The sequence below is a fragment of the Colwellia sp. F1 genome, from assembly GCF_056238625.1.
The window spans coordinates 219,361-242,767 of sequence record NZ_JBWDLI010000002.1 but is presented as its reverse complement, the minus strand read 5'-3'; the positions used below and the strand labels follow the sequence as shown (position 1 = coordinate 242,767).

General features: G+C 40.0%; 18 protein-coding genes. 10 read left to right on the top strand and 8 right to left on the bottom strand.

Annotated features, from left to right (window positions below; translation table 11 throughout):
- Positions 1-154: 154 nt before the first annotated feature.
- Positions 155-3,472 carry an ATP-binding protein gene (locus tag AC0UA9_RS02790; protein ID WP_475656711.1) on the top strand — a complete coding sequence of 1,106 codons (3,318 nt, stop codon included), beginning with the start codon at positions 155-157 and terminating at the stop codon, positions 3,470-3,472.
- A gap of 57 nt (positions 3,473-3,529) precedes the next feature.
- On the opposite strand, the gene argR is transcribed toward AC0UA9_RS02790, so the two are convergent.
- The gene (argR, locus tag AC0UA9_RS02785; RefSeq protein WP_475656709.1) at positions 3,530-4,003 is read right to left on the bottom strand and encodes a transcriptional regulator ArgR; all 474 of its coding nucleotides are present in this window, start codon (positions 4,001-4,003) and stop codon (positions 3,530-3,532) included.
- A gap of 239 nt (positions 4,004-4,242) precedes the next feature.
- On the opposite strand from argR, the gene mdh reads away from it, so the two are divergent.
- A complete protein-coding gene (gene mdh, locus AC0UA9_RS02780) occupies positions 4,243-5,175 on the top strand; it encodes a malate dehydrogenase (protein WP_475656707.1) in 933 nt (310 codons plus the stop codon).
- Positions 5,176-5,236: 61 nt separating this feature from the next.
- Here mdh and AC0UA9_RS02775 read toward each other — a convergent pair whose 3' ends face one another.
- Together AC0UA9_RS02775 and ispB are read right to left on the bottom strand one after the other, a co-directional pair.
- A complete protein-coding gene (locus tag AC0UA9_RS02775) occupies positions 5,237-5,647 on the bottom strand; it encodes a VF530 family protein (protein WP_475656894.1) in 411 nt (136 codons plus the stop codon).
- A 62-nt stretch (positions 5,648-5,709) separates the two neighbouring features.
- Positions 5,710-6,696: an octaprenyl diphosphate synthase gene (gene ispB / locus AC0UA9_RS02770; RefSeq protein WP_475656704.1), complete on the bottom strand. Its 987-nt coding sequence runs from the start codon at positions 6,694-6,696 to the stop codon at positions 5,710-5,712.
- A gap of 312 nt (positions 6,697-7,008) precedes the next feature.
- Between ispB and rplU the strand changes: the two genes are divergently transcribed.
- From rplU to AC0UA9_RS02735, 7 genes are all read left to right on the top strand, one after another.
- The gene (gene rplU, locus AC0UA9_RS02765) at positions 7,009-7,320 is read left to right on the top strand and encodes a 50S ribosomal protein L21 (RefSeq protein WP_475656700.1); all 312 of its coding nucleotides are present in this window, start codon (positions 7,009-7,011) and stop codon (positions 7,318-7,320) included.
- 16 nt (positions 7,321-7,336) lie between these two features.
- Positions 7,337-7,594 (top strand): 50S ribosomal protein L27, encoded by a 258-nt coding sequence (gene rpmA, locus AC0UA9_RS02760; RefSeq protein ID WP_475656696.1) that lies wholly within the window; start codon positions 7,337-7,339, stop codon positions 7,592-7,594.
- Positions 7,595-7,757: 163 nt separating this feature from the next.
- On the top strand, positions 7,758-8,921 hold the full coding sequence (cgtA, locus tag AC0UA9_RS02755) for an Obg family GTPase CgtA (RefSeq protein ID WP_475656693.1): 1,164 nt from the start codon (positions 7,758-7,760) through the stop codon (positions 8,919-8,921).
- Between the two features lie 425 nt (positions 8,922-9,346).
- On the top strand, positions 9,347-9,832 hold the full coding sequence (locus AC0UA9_RS02750) for a hypothetical protein (protein WP_475656689.1): 486 nt from the start codon (positions 9,347-9,349) through the stop codon (positions 9,830-9,832).
- Between the two features lie 145 nt (positions 9,833-9,977).
- Positions 9,978-10,292 (top strand): YkgJ family cysteine cluster protein, encoded by a 315-nt coding sequence (locus AC0UA9_RS02745; RefSeq protein ID WP_475656687.1) that lies wholly within the window; start codon positions 9,978-9,980, stop codon positions 10,290-10,292.
- 165 nt (positions 10,293-10,457) lie between these two features.
- On the top strand, positions 10,458-11,039 hold the full coding sequence (gene folA / locus AC0UA9_RS02740) for a type 3 dihydrofolate reductase (RefSeq protein ID WP_475656685.1): 582 nt from the start codon (positions 10,458-10,460) through the stop codon (positions 11,037-11,039).
- Entirely contained in the window at positions 10,999-12,567 is a 1,569-nt protein-coding gene (locus tag AC0UA9_RS02735; RefSeq protein WP_475656683.1) for a Na+/H+ antiporter NhaC family protein, read from the top strand. The genes folA and AC0UA9_RS02735 overlap by 41 nt, the downstream gene beginning before the upstream one ends.
- A 94-nt stretch (positions 12,568-12,661) precedes the next feature.
- Here AC0UA9_RS02735 and AC0UA9_RS02730 read toward each other — a convergent pair whose 3' ends face one another.
- From AC0UA9_RS02730 to folE2, 3 genes are all read right to left on the bottom strand, one after another.
- A complete protein-coding gene (locus AC0UA9_RS02730; protein ID WP_475656681.1) occupies positions 12,662-14,152 on the bottom strand; it encodes a glutamate synthase subunit beta in 1,491 nt (496 codons plus the stop codon).
- A 20-nt stretch (positions 14,153-14,172) separates the two neighbouring features.
- Positions 14,173-18,780, bottom strand: coding sequence for a glutamate synthase large subunit (gltB, locus tag AC0UA9_RS02725; RefSeq protein WP_475656679.1), 4,608 nt, complete (start codon positions 18,778-18,780; stop codon positions 14,173-14,175).
- A gap of 553 nt (positions 18,781-19,333) precedes the next feature.
- Complete coding sequence (gene folE2 / locus AC0UA9_RS02720) at positions 19,334-20,257, bottom strand: GTP cyclohydrolase FolE2 (RefSeq protein ID WP_475656676.1); 924 nt, start codon at positions 20,255-20,257, stop codon at positions 19,334-19,336.
- Positions 20,258-20,490: 233 nt separating this feature from the next.
- Between folE2 and AC0UA9_RS02715 the strand changes: the two genes are divergently transcribed.
- Positions 20,491-20,847: an Hpt domain-containing protein gene (locus tag AC0UA9_RS02715; RefSeq protein ID WP_475656672.1), complete on the top strand. Its 357-nt coding sequence runs from the start codon at positions 20,491-20,493 to the stop codon at positions 20,845-20,847.
- Positions 20,848-20,870: 23 nt separating this feature from the next.
- Here the strand turns inward: AC0UA9_RS02715 and arcA are convergent, their stop codons facing one another.
- Together arcA and AC0UA9_RS02705 are read right to left on the bottom strand one after the other, a co-directional pair.
- Positions 20,871-21,584: a two-component system response regulator ArcA gene (arcA, locus tag AC0UA9_RS02710; protein ID WP_475656669.1), complete on the bottom strand. Its 714-nt coding sequence runs from the start codon at positions 21,582-21,584 to the stop codon at positions 20,871-20,873.
- Between the two features lie 168 nt (positions 21,585-21,752).
- Complete coding sequence (locus tag AC0UA9_RS02705) at positions 21,753-23,390, bottom strand: sensor histidine kinase (protein ID WP_475656666.1); 1,638 nt, start codon at positions 23,388-23,390, stop codon at positions 21,753-21,755.
- Between the last annotated feature and the right edge of the window lie 17 nt (positions 23,391-23,407).

The window sequence follows — 23,407 nt, the reverse complement described above, 5'->3', positions numbered from 1 at the left end:
TTATTCAGGGTATTAATGCAAAATTGCTAAGCGCATTTTAACAATATAAAATAACTAGCCGGTTAATATTGTGGTCTATGCAATATTTTACTTGTGTAGTTAAGGTAGGTGAATTAACGTAGGCTGCTATTGATTTTCTTAAAAGGGACTAGCTGTGTTTGATAAAACGGCAGGAAATACTGTATTTAAGCGCTATAACACGGCTGTTGTTGTTGCTTTTGTCGTTATTGTGTTTGTTGCTTTATCGGCAGCCTCACTGCGTTATTACAGCGAAATTTCAGAGCACAAACAGCAAAGCTTACAGCAATTAACAGCACAAGCAGAACAGTTAAACGCGATGTTAGTGCAAAGTGAGCAAGCCATCTTAGGTATGCATGACTTTGCACAATACACGTTAAAATACCCTGAAGCACTTTATGCTAAAACGCCACCTTTAAAACAAAATGGTGCATTATTTTTTCTAGACTCCTCTAATCGTAGCTCATTAGCAGAGCACAAGCGCGTGAGTGGTAATATCACTGGCTTTGGTAATATTACTCAGTTTACAACAAAAAAAACACAAGAAATAACCATGGCTTATGCACTAACGCCAGCCTTTGCCGCAACTCAAAAAATGATTCCAGAAGCCAATTGGTTTTATTATGTTTCACTGCAGCAGTTTGTTAATATTTTTCCTTGGATCGACCAAAACAGTTGGCGCTTTAGCGACCGAGTATTAACGAGCGAGCATATCACAGCACTACAAGCGTTGGGTGAAGATAACAATAAGGTTGTTTGGTCACCCCCTTACATTGACGCAGCGGGCACAGGTCGTAACTTTTCTCTCGGGATAGGCGTTTATCAGGAAGCCAGTATGCTGGGCGCTGTGGTGATAGATGTTAGCTTGGCACGTTTGCAGAAAAGCTTAGCAGAGCTAACAACTAAGCAACAAGGCTTGGTATTAGTAAATCAACAGAATGACATTCTACTTTTTAAGCAAAAAGATACAGAGCCACTAGATAATATATCGTCATGGCAGAAACTATTACCCAAAGACCTACACTCTTTAAAAGAGGAGCATTTAACTCAGTTACCTGATTCAGTACAAGTTGGAGACTGGTTAGTTGAAAAGCAAACCTTACCCGTTAATGGTTGGACCTTATTAAAGTATCAACCGTATGCCAGCTTTATTTCGCCTCTACGAAGCCATTTTGTATTTATGTTCACCATTTTGTTAGTCGGTTTATTTGCTTTCTTAATGCTAGTAAACGCTATGACAAGGCGTAGTTTTATTAAGCCGACCCATGACTTTATTAGCCATATAGAGTTTTGTGCTCAGGGTGACCCTGGTAAAGTAAAAGCTAGCGCTGACTGGTTGCACTGGTTTGAACTTGTTGAAGATATTTTTACACAAAATAGAAGCTTATTGCTGCAACTAAAAGAACAAAATGAAGTGCTAGACAGCCGAGTATTAGAAAAAACAAAAGCGTTATTAGAAACTAGTATTAAGCACCAACGTGATTATGTTCTACTACGCTCAGTAATGAATGCCATTCCTGAGTTGATTATTTTTAATGATCCGCAAGGAAACTTGATTGGCTGTAACCAAGCATTTGAGCAACTAACAGGGCGTTTAGAAAGTGCAATGTTGGGGTTAACAGCAAATGAATATATGCCCAGAATGCTGGCACATGAAATAGCTCGGCTCGACCAGGACTGTGCTTCGCAATACCCTCAACAGGCCTTGATTGAAGCAGGGGAAGAAAGCTATCAAGCATTCTGCAATCAGTTTTTGAATGAGCAAGGTGAAGTGCTTGGTACCATTACTATTTTACAAGATGTGACCGAACAGCAAGCAACACAAACAGCGTTAGAAAAAGCTAAAAATCAAGCAGAGCATGCTAATAAAGTCAAAACACAATTTTTGGCTAATATGAGCCATGAAATAAGAACACCCATGAATGCAATACAAGGCATGATGAGCCTATTGGCTGGAACGCTGCTTGACTCACGACAACAACATTACTTAACCAACGCACAAAGTGCAGCCTTTTCATTGTTACACCTGATTGATGAGTTGCTTGATTTATCTAAAATTGAAGCAGGAAAAATGGTAGTCGTTGACGAAGAGGTTAATGTGCCCAGTGTTATCGACAAAGCGCTTAAGTTAAATGTTGCTAATATTGATCTAAAAAATTTAGCCATGCGGGTTGAATTAGCGGCGGATGTTCCCCGCTTTGTAATGAGTGATGAAATGCGCTTAGTCCAGGTGCTGGCAAACTTACTGAATAATGCCATTAAATTTACTGAACAAGGTGAAATTGGGCTATATATAGACACCATTGGTTCGAGTGATACTAATGTATTAATTCGCTTTAAAGTGAAAGATACCGGCATTGGCATCGCAAAAGAAAACCAAGCAAACCTCTTTGAAATTTTCTCACAAGCCGACATTTCAATGACAAGAAAATACGGTGGCTCCGGCTTAGGTTTATCTATTTGCCAACAAATAGTTAAATTAATGGGAGGAGAAATAACCGTTAAAAGTGACCTTGGTATGGGCTGTGAATTTAGTTTTGTTTTACCACTTTCTTTACCTAACGACGCAAGCATACAGCAATTAAACTTTGCTAAGGTAGGGCAAGGTGCCCCCTGTAAGGTTCATGTTTGCAGCATTAACCAATCGCTTTCAAAGAGCTATATTGACACGATAGAGGCACTATCTTGGCATTATCATCAATTTGATGATTTAAGCGAATTAAACCAAGTGCTAGGCCAGAATAAGGCAGCCCAAAGCAAGGTTGTGTTGCTTGTTGACGAAAAAACGCTTGCCCAACAAGGAATAAATGAAGCATTGATGGATGTTATTGATTTAATTTGTCTGTGCCAGCCCGCAACATGTGAACTAAAACGGAAAACATGCATACAACTAGATTACATGAAAATAGCTTATATTTTACTAGACACTCCTTTATATCGTTATTCTTTAGAAAAAATAGATAAAATATTGTTTGGTACGACAGACGAGATAGCCAAAGCAAGCACGGCTGATAAGCTAGCTGTTGCAGAACAAACGCCATTACTTAGCGAGACCACCCCCTCGAGTAATCCCAGTGATTTAGCTAACGTTAGGGTGCTTTTGGTTGAAGATAACCTTGTTAATCAACTGGTTGCAAAGGAATTGTTAATGAGCTTGAAGGCAACAGTTACCATTGCTGATAATGGTAAAAAGGCATTAGCGCTACTTGAAGAGCAAGCGTTTGATGTGGTGTTAATGGATATTCAAATGCCAGTAATGGATGGCCTAACAACAACGAAAGCCATTAGAAAACAAAAAAAATATCAACACTTGCCTATTATAGCAATGACAGCCCATGCCCGTGAAGAAGACAAGCAACGTAGTTTAGCCGCGGGTATGAATAACCACATTGCTAAACCGATTACCACCACATTACTATTAACCAGCCTTTTACAAGCAATTGAAGGGCGTTAAATAACGTGAACTCAGTTTAAGGTAGTATTCACCTTATATTTAACGCTAAACCTGCAATTATTTTAGGTTTTTACTGAACAAGCATTCTATTCTTTTGATACTTCGTTCAATATTATTAACATCAGTAGGGGCAATGAAAATGGTGTCATCTCCTGCGATTGTCCCTAAAACACCGTCACTTTTACTTAAACTGTCAAGTAAACGCGCGATTAACTGGGCCGCCCCAGGGCTCGTTTGAATGATGATCATAATGCCATTGTGCTCAATTTCTAGTACTAATTGTTTTAATGGGCTTTGTGCGGTAGGAACGCCCAACTCAGCAGGTAAACAATACACCATTTCTTGACGAGCATTACGTGTTCGTACAGCGCCAAATTTACTTAGCATTCGTGATATTTTTGACTGGCTAATGTTATTAAAGCCTTGAGTTTTTAAGGCTTCAACTATTTCGCCTTGCGAGCCAAATTGCTCTTGTTTTAGTAAGTCTTTAAATGCTTGTATTAGTGCTTCTTGTTTTTGTTGGGCATTCATTTTTTGATATCAAGGCCTTTTTTCAGTGGGTGTAATACTAAAGTTGAGTTTTTTCAAAGGGGCATTATACGCTATCATCTAAACAAATATACGGTATAACTGAATATTAATTGTTTTTTTGCTGACGATGCTATATCTTTTGCGCAGCAAATTTTTACGTATTTACTCAATTATTTTGTTAATATAAAACTAAGATCAATCGATCTAAGTTTACCCTTATTTAATCTCGGAGATAACAGATGAAAGTAGCAGTTTTAGGCGCCGCAGGCGGTATTGGTCAAGCACTATCTTTATTATTAAAAACTCAATTGCCAGCTGGCTCTGAGTTATCACTTTATGATGTTGCTCCTGTGGTTCCAGGTGTAGCGGTAGATTTATCTCATATCCCTACTGATGTAAAAGTTTCAGGTTTTGGCCGTGATGATTTAAATGCTGCTTTATCAGGCGCAGATATTGTATTAATCCCGGCGGGTATGCCGCGTAAACCAGGTATGGACCGCGCTGACTTATTTAATGTTAATGCCGGTATTATTAAAGTGCTAGCTGAAGGTATTGTGGCAGCGTGTCCAAAAGCACTTGTAGGTATTATTACTAACCCAGTTAATGGCACTGTACCGATTGTTGCTGAAGTTTTCAAAAAAGCGGGAACTTATGATGCTAACCGTGTATTTGGTATTACTACGTTAGATGTTATTCGTTCAGAAGCATTTGTTGCTGAATTAAAAGGCTTAGACGTTGCTACTGTTAAAGTACCTGTAATTGGTGGCCATTCTGGTACCACCATTTTACCTTTGCTTTCACAAGTAGAAGGGGTTACTTTTACGGATGAAGAAGTTGCTGCTTTAACACCACGTATTCAAAATGCTGGTACTGAAGTAGTAGAAGCAAAAGCAGGTGGTGGTTCAGCTACTTTATCAATGGGCGCTGCAGCAGCACGTTTTTGTATGTCTTTAGTGAAAGGTTTACAGGGCGAAGACGTGGTGGATTATGCTTATGTTGCAATTGACGATGGCGATGCACCCTATTTTGCTCACCCAGTACGTTTAGGCGTTAACGGTGTTAGTGAAATTTTACCTTACGGCGAATTAAGTGCTTTTGAACAAAAAGCGAAAGAAGATATGCTAGCCACTTTGAATAAAGACATCAAAGAAGGCATTGATTTTATGGCGTAGCACGCCAAGTGTAATAAAGGGCCTTAATTGTATGATTAAGGCCCTTTTTTATTTTCTTTTTTTACCTTGCCCAAGGGTTACTAGGTGAAGCAACAGAGGCTCTAGCGCGTGTCTTTTCAGCTCTTTTTTGGCGAAGACGTTCGGCGTCTTCAAAACTTAATTCTGCTGGCTCTCCAGGTTTTTGATCGGCAGGTACTATCCGGTCGCGCGGCGGTAATTCAAATTGAGTGTCATCCGCTCTTGGTAGGTTTTTATATTGATACAAATAAAACGCCTCCACCTTGTTTTTAGCCCAATCAGTTTTTTTAAGAAACTTGAGGCTTGATTTAATGCTTGGGTTCGTTCTAAAGCAATTTAAATTTAAGTAAGCATCTAAAATTTCAAAACCGTAGTGATCTACTAATTCAGTGAGCACTTGCTCTAAGCCAACACCATGAAGCGGGTTATTTTCGTAAATGTTATTAGTACTCATCATTATTTCTCGTCGACATTTATTTGTCAGGGCCGTTATAGCTTAATCGCTAGGTTGTACACTTAAGCACCGCGATTAGCGGCTATATGTGCCAAAGTTATTAATGCTTGTTTATATTGAGATTCAGGTAATACAGCTAAAGCATTAATGGCTTTGTCAGCTTCCATTTCTGCTTTTTTCTGAGTATAAACCAAAGCGCCTGTTTGCTGCATAGCGCTTAGTATTTCTTCTAAATGGTCCATACCATTGCCATGCTCAATTGCATCTCTTACGAGTTGTTTCTGGGTATCAGATCCATGCTCAATAATATACAGTAATGGCAAAGTTGGTTTACCTTCAGATAAATCATCGCCAACATTTTTACCCATTGCTTTAGCGTCAGCAGTGTAATCCATAATATCGTCAACTAATTGAAAAGCCGTCCCTAAATATTTACCGTAATCAGCCATTGCTTGTTCAATAGCACTGTTTTGTTGAGTAACAACTGCAGCAAGACGTGTTGCGGCTTCAAAAAGTTTGGCCGTTTTACAGTATATAACCTGCATATAGTTTTCTTCAGTGGTGTTAGGGTCATTACAGTTCATCAACTGCAATACCTCACCTTCAGCAACAATATTAGTGGCATCAGATAAAATATCCATAATGCGCATATCGCCTAACTTAGTCATCATTTGAAAAGAGCGGGTGTAAAGAAAGTCACCTACGAGAACACTAGCGCTATTACCAAACAAGGCATTGGCTGTTTCACGGCCTCGGCGCATATTTGACTCATCAACCACATCGTCATGTAATAAAGTAGCGGTATGTATAAATTCAATGATTGCCGCTATTAGGCAGTGTTTATCGTTTAAGTCAATTGCGTCTACTTGGTTTAATGCTTGAGCAGTGAGCACTGTCAGCATAGGGCGCATTCTTTTGCCGCCGGCATTCACAATGTAAATACCCAATTGGTTTATTAAAGCAACATCTGAATGTAATTGTTGATAAATAAGGTCATTAACCTTATTCATATCAGTTTGAGAGAGCGCCTGGATAGCTTTTATGTCCACAGTACGTAATTTCCGCTTGAGCTAGGTGATTTATTTAATACCAACACTTTAGTATAATGACGATGTTGATGGCTTTTACGAAGTAAATTCTACACTATATTGCACGACAATAAAGCCGAGAAGGCGCTTTATAAGCACTTTGTTATCAATTTATTATATTATTCTGGGTTATTTTGCTAGCCGAATAGAAAAACTTTACAAATGAGCGTTTTTATACTTGCTCTACGGGGTTTCTTCGCGTAGAATTCGCGCCCTATATTTTTAAATTTAGCGCCATTTAACTTAATGAAGATGGCGCAGTACGGAGTAGCTATGTACGCGGTATTCCAAAGCGGTGGTAAACAACATCGTGTAACCGAAGGACAAACAGTTCGCCTAGAAAAGCTTGAGCTTGAAGTAGGCGCTGCAATAGAATTTGATAACGTTTTAATGATCGCTGACGGCGACAAAATTAACGTAGGCGCGCCTTACGTTGCTGGCGGTAAAGTAGTGGCTGAAGTTGTAAACCAAGGTCGTGCGGATAAAATTACTATTGTAAAATTCAAACGTCGTAAGCATTCACGCAAACAAGCGGGCCATCGTCAATGGTTCACTGAAGTGAAAATTACTGGTATTAACGGCTAATTAGGAGCATTTAGACATGGCACATAAGAAAGCGGCAGGTAGTACACGAAATGGTCGTGATTCAGAAGCTAAACGTTTAGGTGTTAAACGTTTTGGTGGTGAATCAGTACTCGCAGGTAACATTATTGTTCGTCAACGTGGAACACGTTTCCATGCTGGTAGCAATATTGGTATTGGTAAAGATCATACTTTATTCGCATTAACTGACGGTAAAGTTCAGTTTGATGTTAAAGGTCCAAAAAGCCGTAAATTTATTAGCATTATTGCTGACTAAAGCTAAATTCGGTTTGCTAAAAACCTCGCATCATGCGAGGTTTTTTTTTGTTTTTTTTATTTGTTTTAGTTTTTTGTTATTGTTGTCATAATTTTTCTCTTAAGCAGAAATCGTTTATACTAGTAACACAAAGCCACAAAATATTAGGGTTGTTTAAAGTACCATGAAATTTGTTGATGAAGTTGAGATCAGAGTTGAAGCTGGCGACGGCGGTAACGGCTGTGTCAGTTTTAGAAAAGAAAAATATATTGAATTTGGCGGTCCTAATGGTGGCGACGGTGGCGACGGTGGCGACGTATACCTTATTGCCGATGAGAGTTTAAATACACTTATTGACTATCGTTTTGAACGTTTTCACCGTGCTAAGCGTGGACAAAATGGACAAAGCCGTGACTGTACAGGTAAAAGTAGTGATGAATTAGTGCTAAAAGTACCTGTAGGAACCCGCGTTACAGATGTGGATACAGGTGAAGTGATAGGTGATTTAACCCATAAAAACCAACGGCTTTTGGTGGCTAAAGGGGGCTGGCATGGCTTGGGTAACGCACGTTTTAAAAGCAGCACTAACAGAGCACCTCGGCAAAAAACAGATGGCACGCCAGGTGAAATTCGCAACTTAAAATTAGAATTATTACTGTTAGCAGACGTAGGTTTATTAGGTTTACCTAATGCTGGTAAGTCTACACTTATTCGTAGTGTCTCAGCAGCAACACCAAAAGTTGCCGACTATCCATTTACCACACTTGTGCCTAACTTAGGTGTGGTACGCTTAGATACACAGCGAAGTTTTGTTATTGCCGACATACCAGGTATTATTGAAGGCGCTGCAGAAGGCGCAGGCTTAGGAACGCAGTTCTTAAAGCACCTTGAACGTTGTCGTGTATTACTGCATATAATTGATATTATGCCAGTTGATGGTTCAGACCCACTAGAAAATGCGAAAGTTGTTATCAGTGAGCTCGAGCAGCATAATGAAAAGTTAGCAGGGAAACCGCGTTGGATTATTTTTAACAAGCTTGACTTAATGCTTGAAGAAGAAGCAAAAGCGTTAACCGACTCAATTTTAGCAGGACTTGACTGGCAAGGCGAAGTACACAGTATTTCAGCATTTAATAAACTTGGCACAGATGAATTAACGCAAAAAGTCATGGCATTTATTGAACAGCTACCACCAGAGGAAGAAGAGGTTGTTGACGGTAAAAATGTTGAATTTAAGTGGGATACTTACCATGAAGATGCACTAGCTGGTGATGGTTTAGATGACGACTTTGACGATGAAGATTGGGATGAAGACGACTACGATGTTGAGGTAGAATATCGCCCATAAGTGTCAGTTAAGCTAAATATATCATATACCGCTTAGCGAGTTAACAAGAGCAATTACTTACTCTCCTGTTGGGGGTAAGTAAGGCTCTTTTTTTATGCCCGGCATCTGGGGCTTTTACTTAGGGCTATGGTTGAGTTAACAAGGCAATGCAGTGAGTAATATCAGATATACGGTTTAACTGAAATGGTGTCAGTAAGCTACCATCGCGATAAAATAATACAATGAACAGGCTATTTGTTGCCACTGTGATTTCCTTGTTGCCACTGCGGTTCAACCAAATCTTGCCGCCTAACATTACCTATAAGCTGTAATCGCTAAATTCGCATGCTTTTAATAATGGCATAAATTATGCTTTAAATTGCTACTAATGCATTTAGGCGGATAACCCCCTAATACAATTATCCTTAAATAAAGGGTGAGTCAGTATGTTCATCAATAAAAACTATACGCAGGTAGTTGAACAGGCAAGGTTTAATAATTATTCAACTGCAAGCCTTGATAAAAAAATAACGGTGAGCCAAGCAACCCATGCTGCCCAAGATACGGTTACCTTGTCTACAAAAGCTCAAACTATAATGCAAGGGGACAACATAACAACAGTACATCCAACCTATGCAAAACCTGTTACTGCTCGTGAATTGCTAGCACAAAATAAAACAGCAAATAATAGCAATGAGCCTACTGAAAGTGAACGTCGCTTCAATGACATGATACAAAGTGTTTTAGATAAACGAACAGGGCTTGACCGTGAAAAATTGCTAGAAATAGAGGAGAAGATGCAAGATATTATTGACAGCGAAAGTATGAGTCCTGAAGAAAAACAAGCTGCACTACAAGAGCTTTCTGATATGCGGGATAGCGTAATAGAGGAAAGCATTGAGCTGCAGAAGCTAGTTAATCCAACGGATTAGTTTGGTAACACCGGCTGTGAGCACAATAAAATAATGTAGCACTGTGGCATAGTTGACAATATTAGCACAAGCCTTCATTGCTCTTTACTTCGAAAAATTATCATTTTAGCGTATGATAAGCAAAAGCACATTATGAAAGTTGTTTATGCCCATTGATGTTAAAAATTTAACCGCATCAGCGTCTGAGATCAGTTGCGCAAACTGCCAAGCTTGTTGCTGCCGGTTAGAGGTGATGATACTGACCGATACGGGAGTGCCAGATAAGCATATTGCTATAGACCAGTGGGGGAGTGAAACCATGTTACGGTTAGACGATGGTTGGTGTTCAGCGCTTGATAGAGACACTTTAAGGTGTACAATTTATGAAAATAGACCATTAATTTGTCGAGAATTTGAAATGGCTTCAGATGAATGCCTCACTGAAAGAGAACAAATAGTAATACTTAACAACCAATCATAAACTATGACGGGCAGCAATCAGTAACTATAGCCCTCTTAGGCTATGGGCATTGCCTTTGGTCAAGCAATAATGCCTTCCTAATATTAGCCTAAATCAAGGCTATTTTTTTATAATAAATCTAGCGATAATAGCGCACAAAATGACTCAATTAATTTTAGGATCTCCATGACCATTCTTTCCATGATAGTAGCAACGGCTGATAACAACATTATTGGCAAAGACAATGATATGCCCTGGCATCTGCCAGCGGATTTGGCTTACTTTAAAAAGGTAACGCTTGGTAAACCTATTATTATGGGTAGAAAAACCTATGAGTCTATTGGTAGAGCTTTACCAGGGCGTCGAAACATTGTTATTTCTCGCGATAAAAATTACACACCTCAAGGTAAAGGAGCTGAAGCGGTTGATGTAGTGACTTCTGTTGAACAAGCATTAGCGCTAATTGAAGACGCTCGTACGCCTTTAAAAAATACGCCCGTTGTTGCTAGCAGTAAGGAAGCGATAACGGAAGTGATGGTCATTGGCGGTGGTGCTATTTATCAACACTGTTTACCTAATGCCAACCGACTCTATATTACCCATATAAAAGCCGATATTGAGGGTGACACCCAGTTTCCAAGCTATAACGATGGCAGCTGGCAAAAGGTGAGTAGTGAATTGCGACCCAGTGATGAAAAAAATGCGTACGATCTCGATTTTTGTATTTATGAGCGAGCGTCTTTATCAAACCCGTGTCATGGCAGCTAATACTATGTCGTTAAGCCGAAATTCATTTGCCTTACTTTTGTTAGTGTTTGGACTGAGCGCTGCTTTATATGTCAATTTTTTTATTGAAGCAACCACAGTGGAAACAGCCTATCATTATGGCTTCTGGTCGTTACTGCCAGCAGGTATCACGATTATGCTTGCTTGGCTCACCCGAGAACCTTTAACAGCACTATTAAGCGGTATTGCTATTGGTGCCTTTATGATGGGGCAATATGATCTGACTGACCAAATATTAATTCCTTCTATGGCGCAGGTGGGGACAGCAGGTATTTTATTGCTTTATTTATGGTTGTTGGGAGGTTTGCTCGGTGTTTGGTCAAAAACAGGCGCAGCACAGGCCTTTGCCAACTACATGACCAAACACTTTGTTCGCGGTCAGCGTTCGGCAAAACTTGTCGCATGGTTTCTAGGCGTGCTGTTTTTTCAAGGTGGCACCATGAGTACGGTGCTTGTTGGAACAACCGTGCGACCATTAGCAGATAAAGCGAAAGTCAGCCATGAAGAAATGAGCTATATTGTTGACTCTACGGCATCACCTATTGCCGTGGTTATCGCCTTTAATGCTTGGCCAGCTTATGTACAAGCCTTAATATTTGTTCCTGGGGTTAGTTTTTTAGCCACAGAGGCGGATCGTATCGCCTTTTTTTTTAGCGCAGTACCTTTTAGTTTTTATGGCATTATTGCTGTAATAGGAACCTTATTGCTTAGTTTGAATATCACTCAGTTTTCTGGCAAGCGCATTAAGGCTGCACATTATCGCGCAGCGACAACAGGTGAACTAGACGCGCCGGGAGCTAAACCATTAAGTGCTAAAGAGTTACAAGTATGTGATGTGCCTCAAGGTTATAATGCCCATGTACTTGAGTTTATTCTTCCCCTAGTTAGCTTAATTGCGATTGCGGTGTTAACTTTTATTTTTTTGGGGGCACCAAAAATAAATTGGGCATTTGGGGCGGCGTTGTTATTAAGTGTTGTGATTGCCTTAAGCAAAGGGATGTCACTGGGTAATATTATTGATGGTTTTGGCAACGGCTTGAAAGGCGTAGTACTTGCTTCGGTTATTTTAGTCTTAGCGGTAACATTAGGGACAATTAGTAAAGAAATAGGCGGTGGTTTATATTTGGTTTCACTGCTCTCAGACCAGTTATCTTATTGGTTATTACCCGTTGTTTTACAAATTATGGCTATGCTTATTGCTTTTTCTACGGGCACAAGCTGGGGAACTTTTGCGATAGCCTTTCCGCTATCAATGCCATTAGCTTGGGCTATTGCACAAAGTACTGGCGTTGATAACCCAGCGTTATTTATGACGGTGTGTTTTGCTGCCACTTTGAATGGCAGTGTTTATGGCGACCAATGCTCACCTATTTCAGATACAACAATTTTAAGCTCGATGACTACAGGGTGTGACATGATGGATCATGTTAAATCGCAAATTGTGCCAGCAACTTATGCTGCTAGTTTGGCGGCAGTACTATGGACGTTAACTGTGTTGTTATTTACGTAAGATTTTTAACATGATCACTGGGGTAATTACTTGTTGAAGTGTTTGGCATGAAAACTACCGTGCGTGAACACGGTAGTTCTTGTGAAAGCATGGCTTAAGGCAAGTAAGTGTAACCCATTAAGTAACGGTCAACTTCACGAGCACAACGACGTCCTTCATCAATAGCCCAAACAATCAAGCTTTGACCGCGGCGTCCATCACCTGCAGCAAAAATACCGGGTTTGCTCGTGGCAAACTTGTCGTATTCTGCAGCAATGTTTGAACGACCATCTTGCTCAAGGCCAAACTGCTTCACTAAACCCCCTTCTGGGCCCATAAAGCCCATGGCAATCAAAACGATGTCAGCAGGAATGACCTTTTCGCTGCCAGCAACTTCCTGTGGAAACATCTGGCCTTTCTCGTCACGCTCCCAAGTAATATCGACAGTATGCACGGCTTTTACATTTCCTTGGCCATCACTTTCAATTTTTTTTGTCATCACTAAATATTGGCGAGGATCTTGTCCTTGAACAGCAATCGCTTCTTTTTGGCCATAATCTACTAACAAGCGTTTAGGCCATTGTGGCCAAGGGTTGCTTGACTCAACACGTTGCTCAGGCGGGCGAGGCATGATTTCAAGTTGAATAGCGCTCGCACATTGGTGACGTAATGATGTACCAATACAGTCGGTACCGGTATCACCGCCACCAATAACGACAACATTTTTGCCTTTGGCATTAATGAACTGACCATCTTTATGCTCGCTATCAAGTAAGCTTTTAGTGTTGGCTGTTAAAAAGTCCATCGCAAAATGGACGCCATTAAGTTCACGACCCTCAACGGGTAAATCGCGTGGCACAGTTGCGCCAATACATAAAACAACTGAGTCAAAGTCAGCTTCGAGTTGCTCTACACTCACGTCTGTTCCAACGTTGGTGTTAGTCACAAAGACAATACCTTCTTCAGCCAGAATATCGACCCGACGTTGCACTAACTCTTTTTGCAGTTTCATGTTTGGAATGCCATACATAAGCAAACCGCCAATCCGATCAGCACGTTCATAGACAGTGACCATATGACCTGCTTTATTCAGTTGGGCAGCAGCGGCAAGACCCGCTGGGCCTGAGCCAATGACGGCAACCGTTTTACCGGTGCGTGCTGATGGCGGCTGTGCAACAACCCAACCTTGCTTAAACGCGTGGTCAATAATCTCTTTTTCGTGTAGCTTAATGGCGACAGGATCTTTATTAATACCAAGTACACAGGCTCCTTCACAAGGCGCTGGACAAACGCGACCGGTAAACTCTGGAAAGTTATTGGTTTTATGTAATAGCTCAATCGCGTCTTTCCAACGACCGCGGTAAATTAAATCATTCCATTCTGGAATAACATTGTTAACCGGACAACCTGCTACAACGGGGGCGAACTCTGATTTTGCTGATTGGCAAAATGGCACACCACAATCCATACAGCGAGAAGCTTGTTTTTCTACGTCGCTTTGCGGAATTTCTTCATACACTTCAAGCCAGTCAATGAGTCGCTCACCTGCATCGCGTTCAGTTGCCAAGGCACGACCTACGTTGATAAATCCTGTTGGATTTCCCATAATATATTCTCCTCGTCAGTTTAAGCGCTTGCGCTAGCTAGTTTGTTTAAATGGATATCGAAAGCTTCAACGGCAATGTCATATTCTGATTCAAATTTACCGCTGTCTCGTACGTCATTCATGTAACCCTGCATACGTTTATAATCAACAGGCATTACTTTCACGAAGCGCTTAACACTACTCTGCCAATCTTTTAATAGTTCGCTGGCAACATCTGAGCCTGTTGCATTAAAATGTTCGGAAATTAATGCTTTTAACTCTGCACTTTCAGCGTCAGTATCAACGGTTTCTAAGGCAACCATTTCCATATTGCATTTAGGGGCAAAGTCGTTTTTATTATCCAGTACATAAGCAATACCGCCAGACATACCGGCAGCAAAATTACGACCTGTATTGCCTAATATAACTGCTTTACCACCTGTCATGTACTCACAGCCGTGGTCGCCAACACCTTCAACAACCGCGGTAGCACCTGAGTTACGTACGCAGAAACGCTCACCGGCAATGCCACGAATAAAGGCAGTGCCAGAGGTGGCACCAAAGAAGGCAACATTACCAATTAAAATATTTTCGCTCGCAGCAAAGGTGGCTTGTTTACTGGGGTATACCACTAAGTTTGCCCCTGAAAGACCTTTACCAAAGTAATCATTGGCATCGCCTTCTAATTCAAATCGTAATCCTTTAGCAGAAAAACAACCAAAGCTTTGACCGGCTGAACCATTGAATTTAACTTTAATGGTATTTTCAGGTAAACCTTGTGCATGATACTTTTTAGAGATTTCGTTAGAGATCATCGCCCCAATGGTTCTATCAGTATTGATCACATCATATTCAAGCGAAACGCTTTGCGATGAGTCTAGTGCTGCTTGTGCATCCCTTATCATTTTACGATCAATAATATCGTCAATCAGGTGTTTTTGATCGATAGATTTGTACAAGGTCTCATTGTCAGCACCTGTTTCTTTGTGTAACAGCGGTTTTAAATCAACACCTTGGTATTTCCAATGATCAACGCCTTCAAGTTGCTTCAGACATTGTGTTTGGCCAACCATTTCATCGATGGTTTTAAAGCCAAGCTCTGCCATGATTTCACGTAAACCTTCTGCCATTAAGGTAAAGAAGTTTACTAATATATCAGCCCGGCCAGTGAACTTGTCACGTAAATCTTTATCTTGGGTAGCAATACCAACAGGGCAGGTATTTAAGTGACATTTACGCATCATGATACAGCCTTCAACCACAAGTGCTGTGGTTGCCATACCGTATTCTTCTGCACCAAGTAAGGTTGCAATGGCGAGGTCACGCGGCGTTTTAAGCTGCCCATCGGTTTGTACTGTAATACGGCTACGTAATTTATTACGTACTAAGGTTTGATGAGTTTCAGCTAAACCTAGCTCCCAAGGTAAACCAGTATGCTTAATTGAGCTTAATGGTGAAGCGCCAGTGCCACCGTCATGGCCAGCAATAAGTACCACATCTGCGTAGGCTTTTGTAACCCCTGAAGCGATAGTGCCTACACCAGCTTCTGACACTAATTTAACGTTAATGCGAGCATCTCGGTTAGCATTTTTAAGATCGAATATTAATTGTGATAAATCTTCAATCGAATAAATATCGTGATGTGGTGGTGGTGAGATTAAACCAACGCCAGGCGTAGAACCACGGGTTTTGCCAATCCAAGCATCTACTTTATCGCCAGGTAATTGTCCACCTTCACCAGGCTTCGCTCCTTGCGCCATTTTAATTTGTAATTCGTCAGCATTCGCTAAATAATGGCTAGTCACACCAAAACGACCTGATGCCACTTGCTTAATGCGTGAGTTCATTGAGTCGCCATTTTCTAACGGCTTATAGCGGATTGGATCTTCGCCGCCTTCACCACTGTTACTTTTCCCGCCAATACGGTTCATTGCGATGGCTAACGTGGTATGTGCTTCCCATGAAATTGAACCAAAAGACATAGCACCCGAGGCAAAGCGTTTGAAAATGTTTTCAACGGGCTCTACTTCACTTAAGGCAATTGAAGGCCGGTCGCTGTTGAATGCCAATAAACCACGTAATGTAAATGCTTCTTTACTTTGTGCATCAACGGTTTTTGCATATTCCTTGAATTGGCTAGTATTGTTACTTGCGGTTGAATGCTGTAGCAGACGAATGACCGTAGGGCTAAACAGGTGACGTTCGCCATCATGACGCCAAGAGTATTCACCGCCTGTTGGCAACAAGTTTTCAATGGCGATACGGTTCGCTTCAGGAAAACCTTCACGATGACGTAGCAGGGCTTCTTGTGCTATTTGATCTAAACTTAAGCCACCAATACGACTGACTGTACCAGTAAAGTACTGGTCAATAACGTCTGAGTTAATGCCCAAAGCTTCAAACACTTGCGCGCCTAAATAAGACTGGAGTGTTGAAATGCCCATTTTAGAAAACGTTTTTAATAAGCCACTACCAACGGCAGCAGTGTATTTTTTAGTGATTTGCTCATTGGTTAATTCAGCGTCAAGCACCCCATCGTTGCGTAAAGCATACATACTTTCTAGTGCTAAGTATGGGTTTACTGCCGCAGCACCGTAGCCAATAACGGTGGCAAAGTGATGAGTTTCACGAATATCACCAACCTCAAGGATGATATCGGCATTTGATCGGAGTTTCTCACGAATTAAATAATGATGAACCGCCGCTGTGGCCAAAATTGAGGGAATAGCAACATGATCACTGTCAACCTCGCGGTCACTTAAAATTAATATTTCATAATCGTCTTCAACAGCATTTTTTGCATACAAACAAATACGATCAAGGGCTTTCTTTAAGGCGCCAGGTCCGCCGCTTGCTTTAAAGGTAATACTAATCACTTTGGCTTGTAGGTGATCGTTATCAATATACTGTAATTTACGTAACTGCTCGTTGGTTAATACCGGCTGTGTTATTTCAACTTTATGGCAGTGCGCTGGTGTTTCTTCGAGTAAATTAAGCGATCTACCGATGTAACCACGTAAAGACATCACTAACTCTTCACGAATAGGGTCAATCGGTGGGTTAGTGACTTGTGCAAATAATTGTTTAAAGTAATGTGAAAGTTGTTGTGGACGATGAGATAATACTGCTAATGGCGTGTCAGTGCCCATAGCGCCTAATGGCTCTTTAGCTGTGCCAACCATACCCGCAAGTATTAGGTTAAGGTCTTCATTGGTGTAGCCAAAGGCTTTTTGTATTTTGCGTAACTCTTTTACTGGCGGTTGTGCAATAGACGCCTGGGGTACGGGTAATTCATCTAATGTAATTTTGTTGTCAGCTAGCCATTGACCATAAGGTTGTGAAGTGCTGACTTGTTGCTTAACTTCTTCATCGCTAATGATGCGACCTTGCGTTAAGTCTGCAATAAAAATTTTACCAGGCTGTAGGCGACCTTTTTCAACAACCGTAGACTGATCAACACACAAGGTGCCCGTTTCTGAACCCATCACTAAAGTACCGTCTTGGGTTAATAAATAACGAGAAGGGCGTAAACCATTGCGGTCAAGCGTTGCACCAATAACATTACCATCAGTAAAAGATAATGAAGCAGGGCCATCCCAAGGCTCCATAATACAAGCGTAATACTCATAAAAGGCTTTTCTGGTTGCGTCCATATCTGTTTGTGTTTGCCAAGCTTCTGGCACCATCATCATCATCACTTGCGCTAGTGGACGACCACTTAACACTAATAATTCAATTGCCATATCGAGGTTGGCTGAATCTGAATTATCTTTATTGCAAATAGGATTTAACATTTTCAATTCAGCGTCACTAAAGTTGACTGAACTAAACAGCGCTTCACGGGCGTTCATCCAATTGACATTACCGCGTACGGTATTTATTTCACCATTGTGCGCTATATAACGAAATGGCTGGGCTCTGCGCCATGCAGGAAAGGTATTGGTTGAGAAGCGAGAGTGGAACATTGCCATACCAGAAATAGTGCGTTCGTCTTGTAAATCAAGATAATATTGACGCACTTGCTCCGTGGTAAATTGCCCTTTATAGACTATTTTAGTTGAAGACATTGACGTGACATAAAACTCGTCGCGCTCAGCAATGTTTAAGCCATTAATTTTATGTGAGGTATACTTACGTAAGACAAAGAGTTTACGTTCAAATGCTTGAGCACTTAGGTTGGTAGGTTTAGCAATAAATACCTGTTCAATGTTTGGTTCGCTGTTTAATGAATCAGCACCTAGCATTGAGTTATCACCAGGAACATTACGGTAACCTAACAAGGTTAAGCCCAGTTGGGCTATATTGTCATTTAATATTTTTCGACAGGCTTCGCTCTGCTCTTTAGTATTTGGAAAGAAGATCATACCAACGCCATACTCACCGGCGGCAGGTAAAGTAAAACCTAGCGAGGTTGCTTCTTGGTAAAAAAAATCGTGTGGTATTTGGATCAGTATTCCGGCGCCATCGCCACTTTTTACGTCAAAACCCGTACCACCACGGTGTTCCATACAGCTCAACATAGTGAGTGCATTTTCGATAATGTCGTGAGACTTCTTACCCTTTAGGTTAGCGACAAACCCTATGCCACAGCTATCATGTTCAAATTCGGTGCGATAAAGACCTTGGGATTTTTTGCTCATATTATTCATTTGCGTATTCCTATTTCGTCTACTATTTTATTAACCGCTTCTTGCCAATTAAATCTCTATTGTAAATGTGCTATATAGAGACGGTTCCTTCCTAATGTAATGGAGAGTTTCTTTAATATTGAACGCCAGACTTCTACTGAGTCTTTAGGAGACGATATGTCATCAATGAAAATCATTTTTTAAAGCGGTTGGAAAAAATACGCCTAAAATGATGTGGAGTCAATTATTTTTTTTGAATATATATGCTCTATATGTGAATATTTATGGGTAAAAAAAACAAATAAAAACATTGACACCTGCGTTATAAGCTACCTGTATGGCAGTTTTATGAGTTTTTACAGAGAAGAAATTTTTTTGAAAATAAATGGCTTTTATTCATTTGTTTCTAACTTTCGCTATAAAATAATCGTTATTGTTTAATGTTAATAACATTAATAGTAGTGTAAAAAGCAAGCAATGTCAGGGCGTAAAGAATAAAAAAGCCTCTATATCGCTATAGAGGCTTTTTTGCAAATAACAAATACTGTAAATTTATAGGCTTTTATTGTGTTGTTTAAGGTAGGTAGCCGCCAACGACACCTTTGGTTGTGATACTCACCGCATCGTGCGCATGTAATGACTCAAGGTGATTTATTTTTAGCCAAAAATCATCGTAGCCTTGTGCTTGATTCATGCTGTATTGTAAACGGCGGGCTGCATCTTCACAGAACATTAAATTTTGACCATTAAGACGGGCAAACTCTTGCTCATCTTCACGTTTTACCGCGGCTTGCACTGGTGTTTTTAAAGAGCCTTCAATTAAGTTAACTAGGTCAGTGATAGGAAAGTCGCTAACATTATTATTAAGCTTCACTTTTACTTGCGCAATAGAGCGCTGTGAATGTGGAGTAGCAACAATACCTTCTGTGGTGCCAAGCCATTCATGTACAGTGTCTATATCAAAATTTGATTCATTAAAGTTTTGCTGAAATGCTTTTTGAATTAGTTGTCTGGCCAAAGCAGCAGAACAAGGGCATGTTGATGAATAAGGTACATCAATCATTAGTTCTATGAATAATTTGCCTTGGTTTAAATGGCCAGTTAAGGTGATAGGGTAAGCTTTCCAACCTTCTTTTCCACTGATTAAAGACTTTCTGCGCAAGTGATAGTCAAAGCTAAAGGTGACTTTGGCCTGATCACTTAAATCTTGGTGACTGCTAATGAAGCCATCAAGTAGCGTCACTAAACTTTGATAGTTTAAGACATTGCTGGTCGACAATTCGTCGAGCAATAAATACAGGCGGGACATGTGAATGCCCTTCGCTTGAGCTTCTTTTAAATTAACAAACGCATCAACATGGGCTGAAACCATACGTTCGCTTTCGCCTTTTGAGGCAACCATTATGGGCATTTCAATATTGCTCATGCCAACCCAATCGAGGGTTCCTTCAGTTTGGGCTGTGGTGTGGTTGGCAATATCGGGCATTGATGTCGGCATTACGACTCCGCTTTAAGCTATAGTTACTTAACTAGGGCTGCGCGATGATAGCTAATAAACCCCGCAGCAAGTATATTCAAGGCCGCGTAGTTTAGCTCATTTTGTATGGGCATTCCACTTCAAAATTTATTTGTCGTCGGCTAAGAATAATTAACGGTGTTTATTGGTGCTTACGACAAAAATTGTTACACTGATTATATAATTGAACCGACGAAATTCAGGTAATCACCGTGATGAATAACAATAATGCGTTAGCGCAATTAGATACAGAGTTGCTTGATCATTACCTACAAAGTTTAGGTAAGAGTGTGCTAACACAAATGTTTGACTTATACGTTCAGCAAGTAGCTTTGTATATTAATGATATTGAAGCGTCATTGTTGTGTGATAACACCCAACAATGGCAAGAACACTGCCATAAAATGAAAGGGGCGTCGGGCAGCCTTGGTTTAAAAGCGCTGCAGGAACGTTTAAAAGCGATGGAGAAAACCACCGCTGATACCAGCGAAAAGGCTCATCAATTAGCAGCGCTTAAAATTCATAATGAACAAGCCATGGCTGATTTTATGGATTGGTTTACCGGTGTTTAATTCGTTAATAACTTAACATAAAACTATGTGGCTTTGCCGACAAAACGGTAACCCTCTCCATGTATCGTATTGATTAATTCAGGTGTATCGGCATTAGATTCAAAATGCTTACGTAACCTTCTAATAGTTACATCAACCGTTCTGTCATTACTTCGTAAATCTCGGCCAGTCATTTCTTTAATTAAAGCTTGTCTAGATACGATGTTACCTTCATTTTTAATCAGTAAGCGCAATGCTCGATATTCGCCACGAGGGATAGGAATAACATCACCTTTTGGGCTTGTCATTTCACGTGAGTTGCCATTTAATGTCCAGTCATTGAAAGTGACGATAGCTTGTTCGGCTTCGGTATCTATTTCTGATTTACTATTACCTATACGGTTAAGAATATTACGCGCTCTAATTGTTAGCTCTCTAGGATTAAATGGTTTGGTTAAATAGTCATCAGCACCAATTTCTAGTCCTAGTATTTTATCTATGTCACTGTCTCTGCCTGTCAGAAAAATTAAACCTAAACGCTTATTGTTTGCTAACTCTCTGCCAAGTAACAGGCCATTTTTTCCTGGCAGATTAATGTCCATTATAACAAGGTTAATATCATGTTGAGCAAGCATTGTTGCCATTGATTCTCCGTCAATAGCTTCAAAAACCTTATAACCTTCTCCTTCGAATATATTGCGTAAGTTAAAGCGGGTTACGTCTTCATCTTCGACTATGAGTATATGATGATTGTCCATGATTTTTCCATTTGTTTAATGACTATGTTTTAGCAAGGTTAAAGTGTAGTTGCTTGATTTTAAAGGGTTTTCCCTTTTGTGTTACCAGGACGGTAAACATCTAATCTGCTCTGATAGCATATGTTAGCTAAGTATAGGTTAAATAACAATTATATTGGCTGCTATTACTTAAATTTTATTGTCTAGCACGCGTGTTGCTGGAAAAATTATATTAAATTTTGTGCCTGAACCCATTTCACTTTCAAGGTCAATATGCCCATTAAGTGCTTGTGTTACAATATTAAAGACTAGATGAAGGCCTAAGCCACTACCACCACTACCCCGTTTAGTGGTAATGAAAGGGTCAAAAATTTTGCTCTTGACGCTTTCATGAATACCAACGCCATTATCTTGAAAGTTAAGATGTAACTGGCCACTTAAATATAAAACAGTGATTGTTATTTCACCTTGGGGCTTGTTTTCAAAGCCATGAATGATTGAGTTTATAATAAGGTTGATTAATATTTGGTGAATAGAGTCTGCTTTACTGTCAATGACAAGGTTGTCAGGGCAATCCATTATAAGAGTGACATTGGCTTTTTTCAGCTTTGACTTGAGTGTTAAAGTGACTTCATTAAGAAGCTCTTTAACGTTAAAGGGATGAGTGTCTAGGTTTGATTGATCAACCGCAACCTGTTTAAAATTGGCAATTAATTTGGCTGCGCGATCTAGATTACGATAAACAATACCTATATTTTCTTCACCGTGTATTAAGAATTTTTTCAATTGACTGGATTTTAACGATTTATCTTCAAAAGCTTTTTTTATTTCTAAAAGGCGATCATTCATTAATGTTGAGGCTGTCACCCCTAAGCCTATAGGGGTATTTATTTCATGCGCAATACCTGCCACCATATCGCCAAGAGAAGCCATTTTTTTTGTTTCAACTAATTGCCCTTGAAATTGGTGCAGCTTTTCTAACGTTGAAAGCAGTTCTTGGTTTGACTCTTTTAACGCATCGGTTCTTGCTTGTACTTTTTCAGCTAGTAGGTTGTTTTGCAATAGTGTTTGCTGGTAAGTTTCATCCTTCTTCATCATCTGCTTGGCGATTCTATTCAATAGAATGTTAATATTTTGAGCTAATACATCCAATTCAGTCAATGGCAGTTGTTCAATTCTATCGTGGTAGTTTTTGCTTTGTGATATTTCTTGTACCGACTCAACAATGTTTGTAATGTTTTGATTAATCTTACTTTTAATTGCATAGGCTAAAAATAAGAAAACACTTATCCCAGACAAAAATAACAAAACAGCCGTCATGTATAATTGCCTACTAAAGTCGTTAATATGTTGCTTGCTCGTTTGTATATATAAATAACCGACTGTATTTTCATCCTTTTTTATTTCTACCACCAACTCTATATTGTTTTTTTGGTGTTTAAGGCTTGATAGTTCTTCTAGCTGGGAAATTTTATCGGGAATGGCAGGGTAATACATACTTTTATTAAACCCAGTGAAGTAAGTAATGTCATCAGCGTTTTTTTGATAAATATGAATATGGTTAATATAGTCCGGAGTAATTAACGCTTTGAGTTTGGCATTCGCTTTTATTATAGCATCTTCTTGGGGCGCTACTAAGTAGCGGGTGCTTGCTGTAGCGAGAAAATTAGCCCACCGCAGTGTTTTTTCTTCTAAAGCGAGTTCATCTTTCGTTTCTACTATGTAAATAAGGCTTGTTAACACCATCATTAACACAAAAGCAGCAACGCCAATGATGCGGGTAAATAAAAATTGATGAATGGAAGTTAATTTATTTTTAGTTTTCATTTAGTCACAATTGCTGA

Excerpts from the sequence above, each read along its gene's own strand:
- arcA (WP_475656669.1), bottom strand. The coding sequence starts at position 21,584 with ATGGACAATCATCATATACTCATAGTCGAAGATGAAGACGTAACCCGC.
- AC0UA9_RS02750 (WP_475656689.1), top strand. The coding sequence starts at position 9,347 with ATGTTCATCAATAAAAACTATACGCAGGTAGTTGAACAGGCAAGGTTT.
- AC0UA9_RS02735 (WP_475656683.1), top strand. The coding sequence starts at position 10,999 with ATGAGCGAGCGTCTTTATCAAACCCGTGTCATGGCAGCTAATACTATG.
- AC0UA9_RS02715 (WP_475656672.1), top strand. The coding sequence starts at position 20,491 with ATGAATAACAATAATGCGTTAGCGCAATTAGATACAGAGTTGCTTGAT.
- folE2 (WP_475656676.1), bottom strand. The coding sequence starts at position 20,257 with ATGCCGACATCAATGCCCGATATTGCCAACCACACCACAGCCCAAACT.
- cgtA (WP_475656693.1), top strand. The coding sequence starts at position 7,758 with ATGAAATTTGTTGATGAAGTTGAGATCAGAGTTGAAGCTGGCGACGGC.
- gltB (WP_475656679.1), bottom strand. The coding sequence starts at position 18,780 with ATGAATAATATGAGCAAAAAATCCCAAGGTCTTTATCGCACCGAATTT.
- AC0UA9_RS02705 (WP_475656666.1), bottom strand. The coding sequence starts at position 23,390 with ATGAAAACTAAAAATAAATTAACTTCCATTCATCAATTTTTATTTACC.
- argR (WP_475656709.1), bottom strand. The coding sequence starts at position 4,003 with ATGAATGCCCAACAAAAACAAGAAGCACTAATACAAGCATTTAAAGAC.
- rpmA (WP_475656696.1), top strand. The coding sequence starts at position 7,337 with ATGGCACATAAGAAAGCGGCAGGTAGTACACGAAATGGTCGTGATTCA.
- mdh (WP_475656707.1), top strand. The coding sequence starts at position 4,243 with ATGAAAGTAGCAGTTTTAGGCGCCGCAGGCGGTATTGGTCAAGCACTA.
- rplU (WP_475656700.1), top strand. The coding sequence starts at position 7,009 with ATGTACGCGGTATTCCAAAGCGGTGGTAAACAACATCGTGTAACCGAA.
- AC0UA9_RS02745 (WP_475656687.1), top strand. The coding sequence starts at position 9,978 with ATGCCCATTGATGTTAAAAATTTAACCGCATCAGCGTCTGAGATCAGT.
- AC0UA9_RS02775 (WP_475656894.1), bottom strand. The coding sequence starts at position 5,647 with ATGAGTACTAATAACATTTACGAAAATAACCCGCTTCATGGTGTTGGC.
- folA (WP_475656685.1), top strand. The coding sequence starts at position 10,458 with ATGACCATTCTTTCCATGATAGTAGCAACGGCTGATAACAACATTATT.
- AC0UA9_RS02730 (WP_475656681.1), bottom strand. The coding sequence starts at position 14,152 with ATGGGAAATCCAACAGGATTTATCAACGTAGGTCGTGCCTTGGCAACT.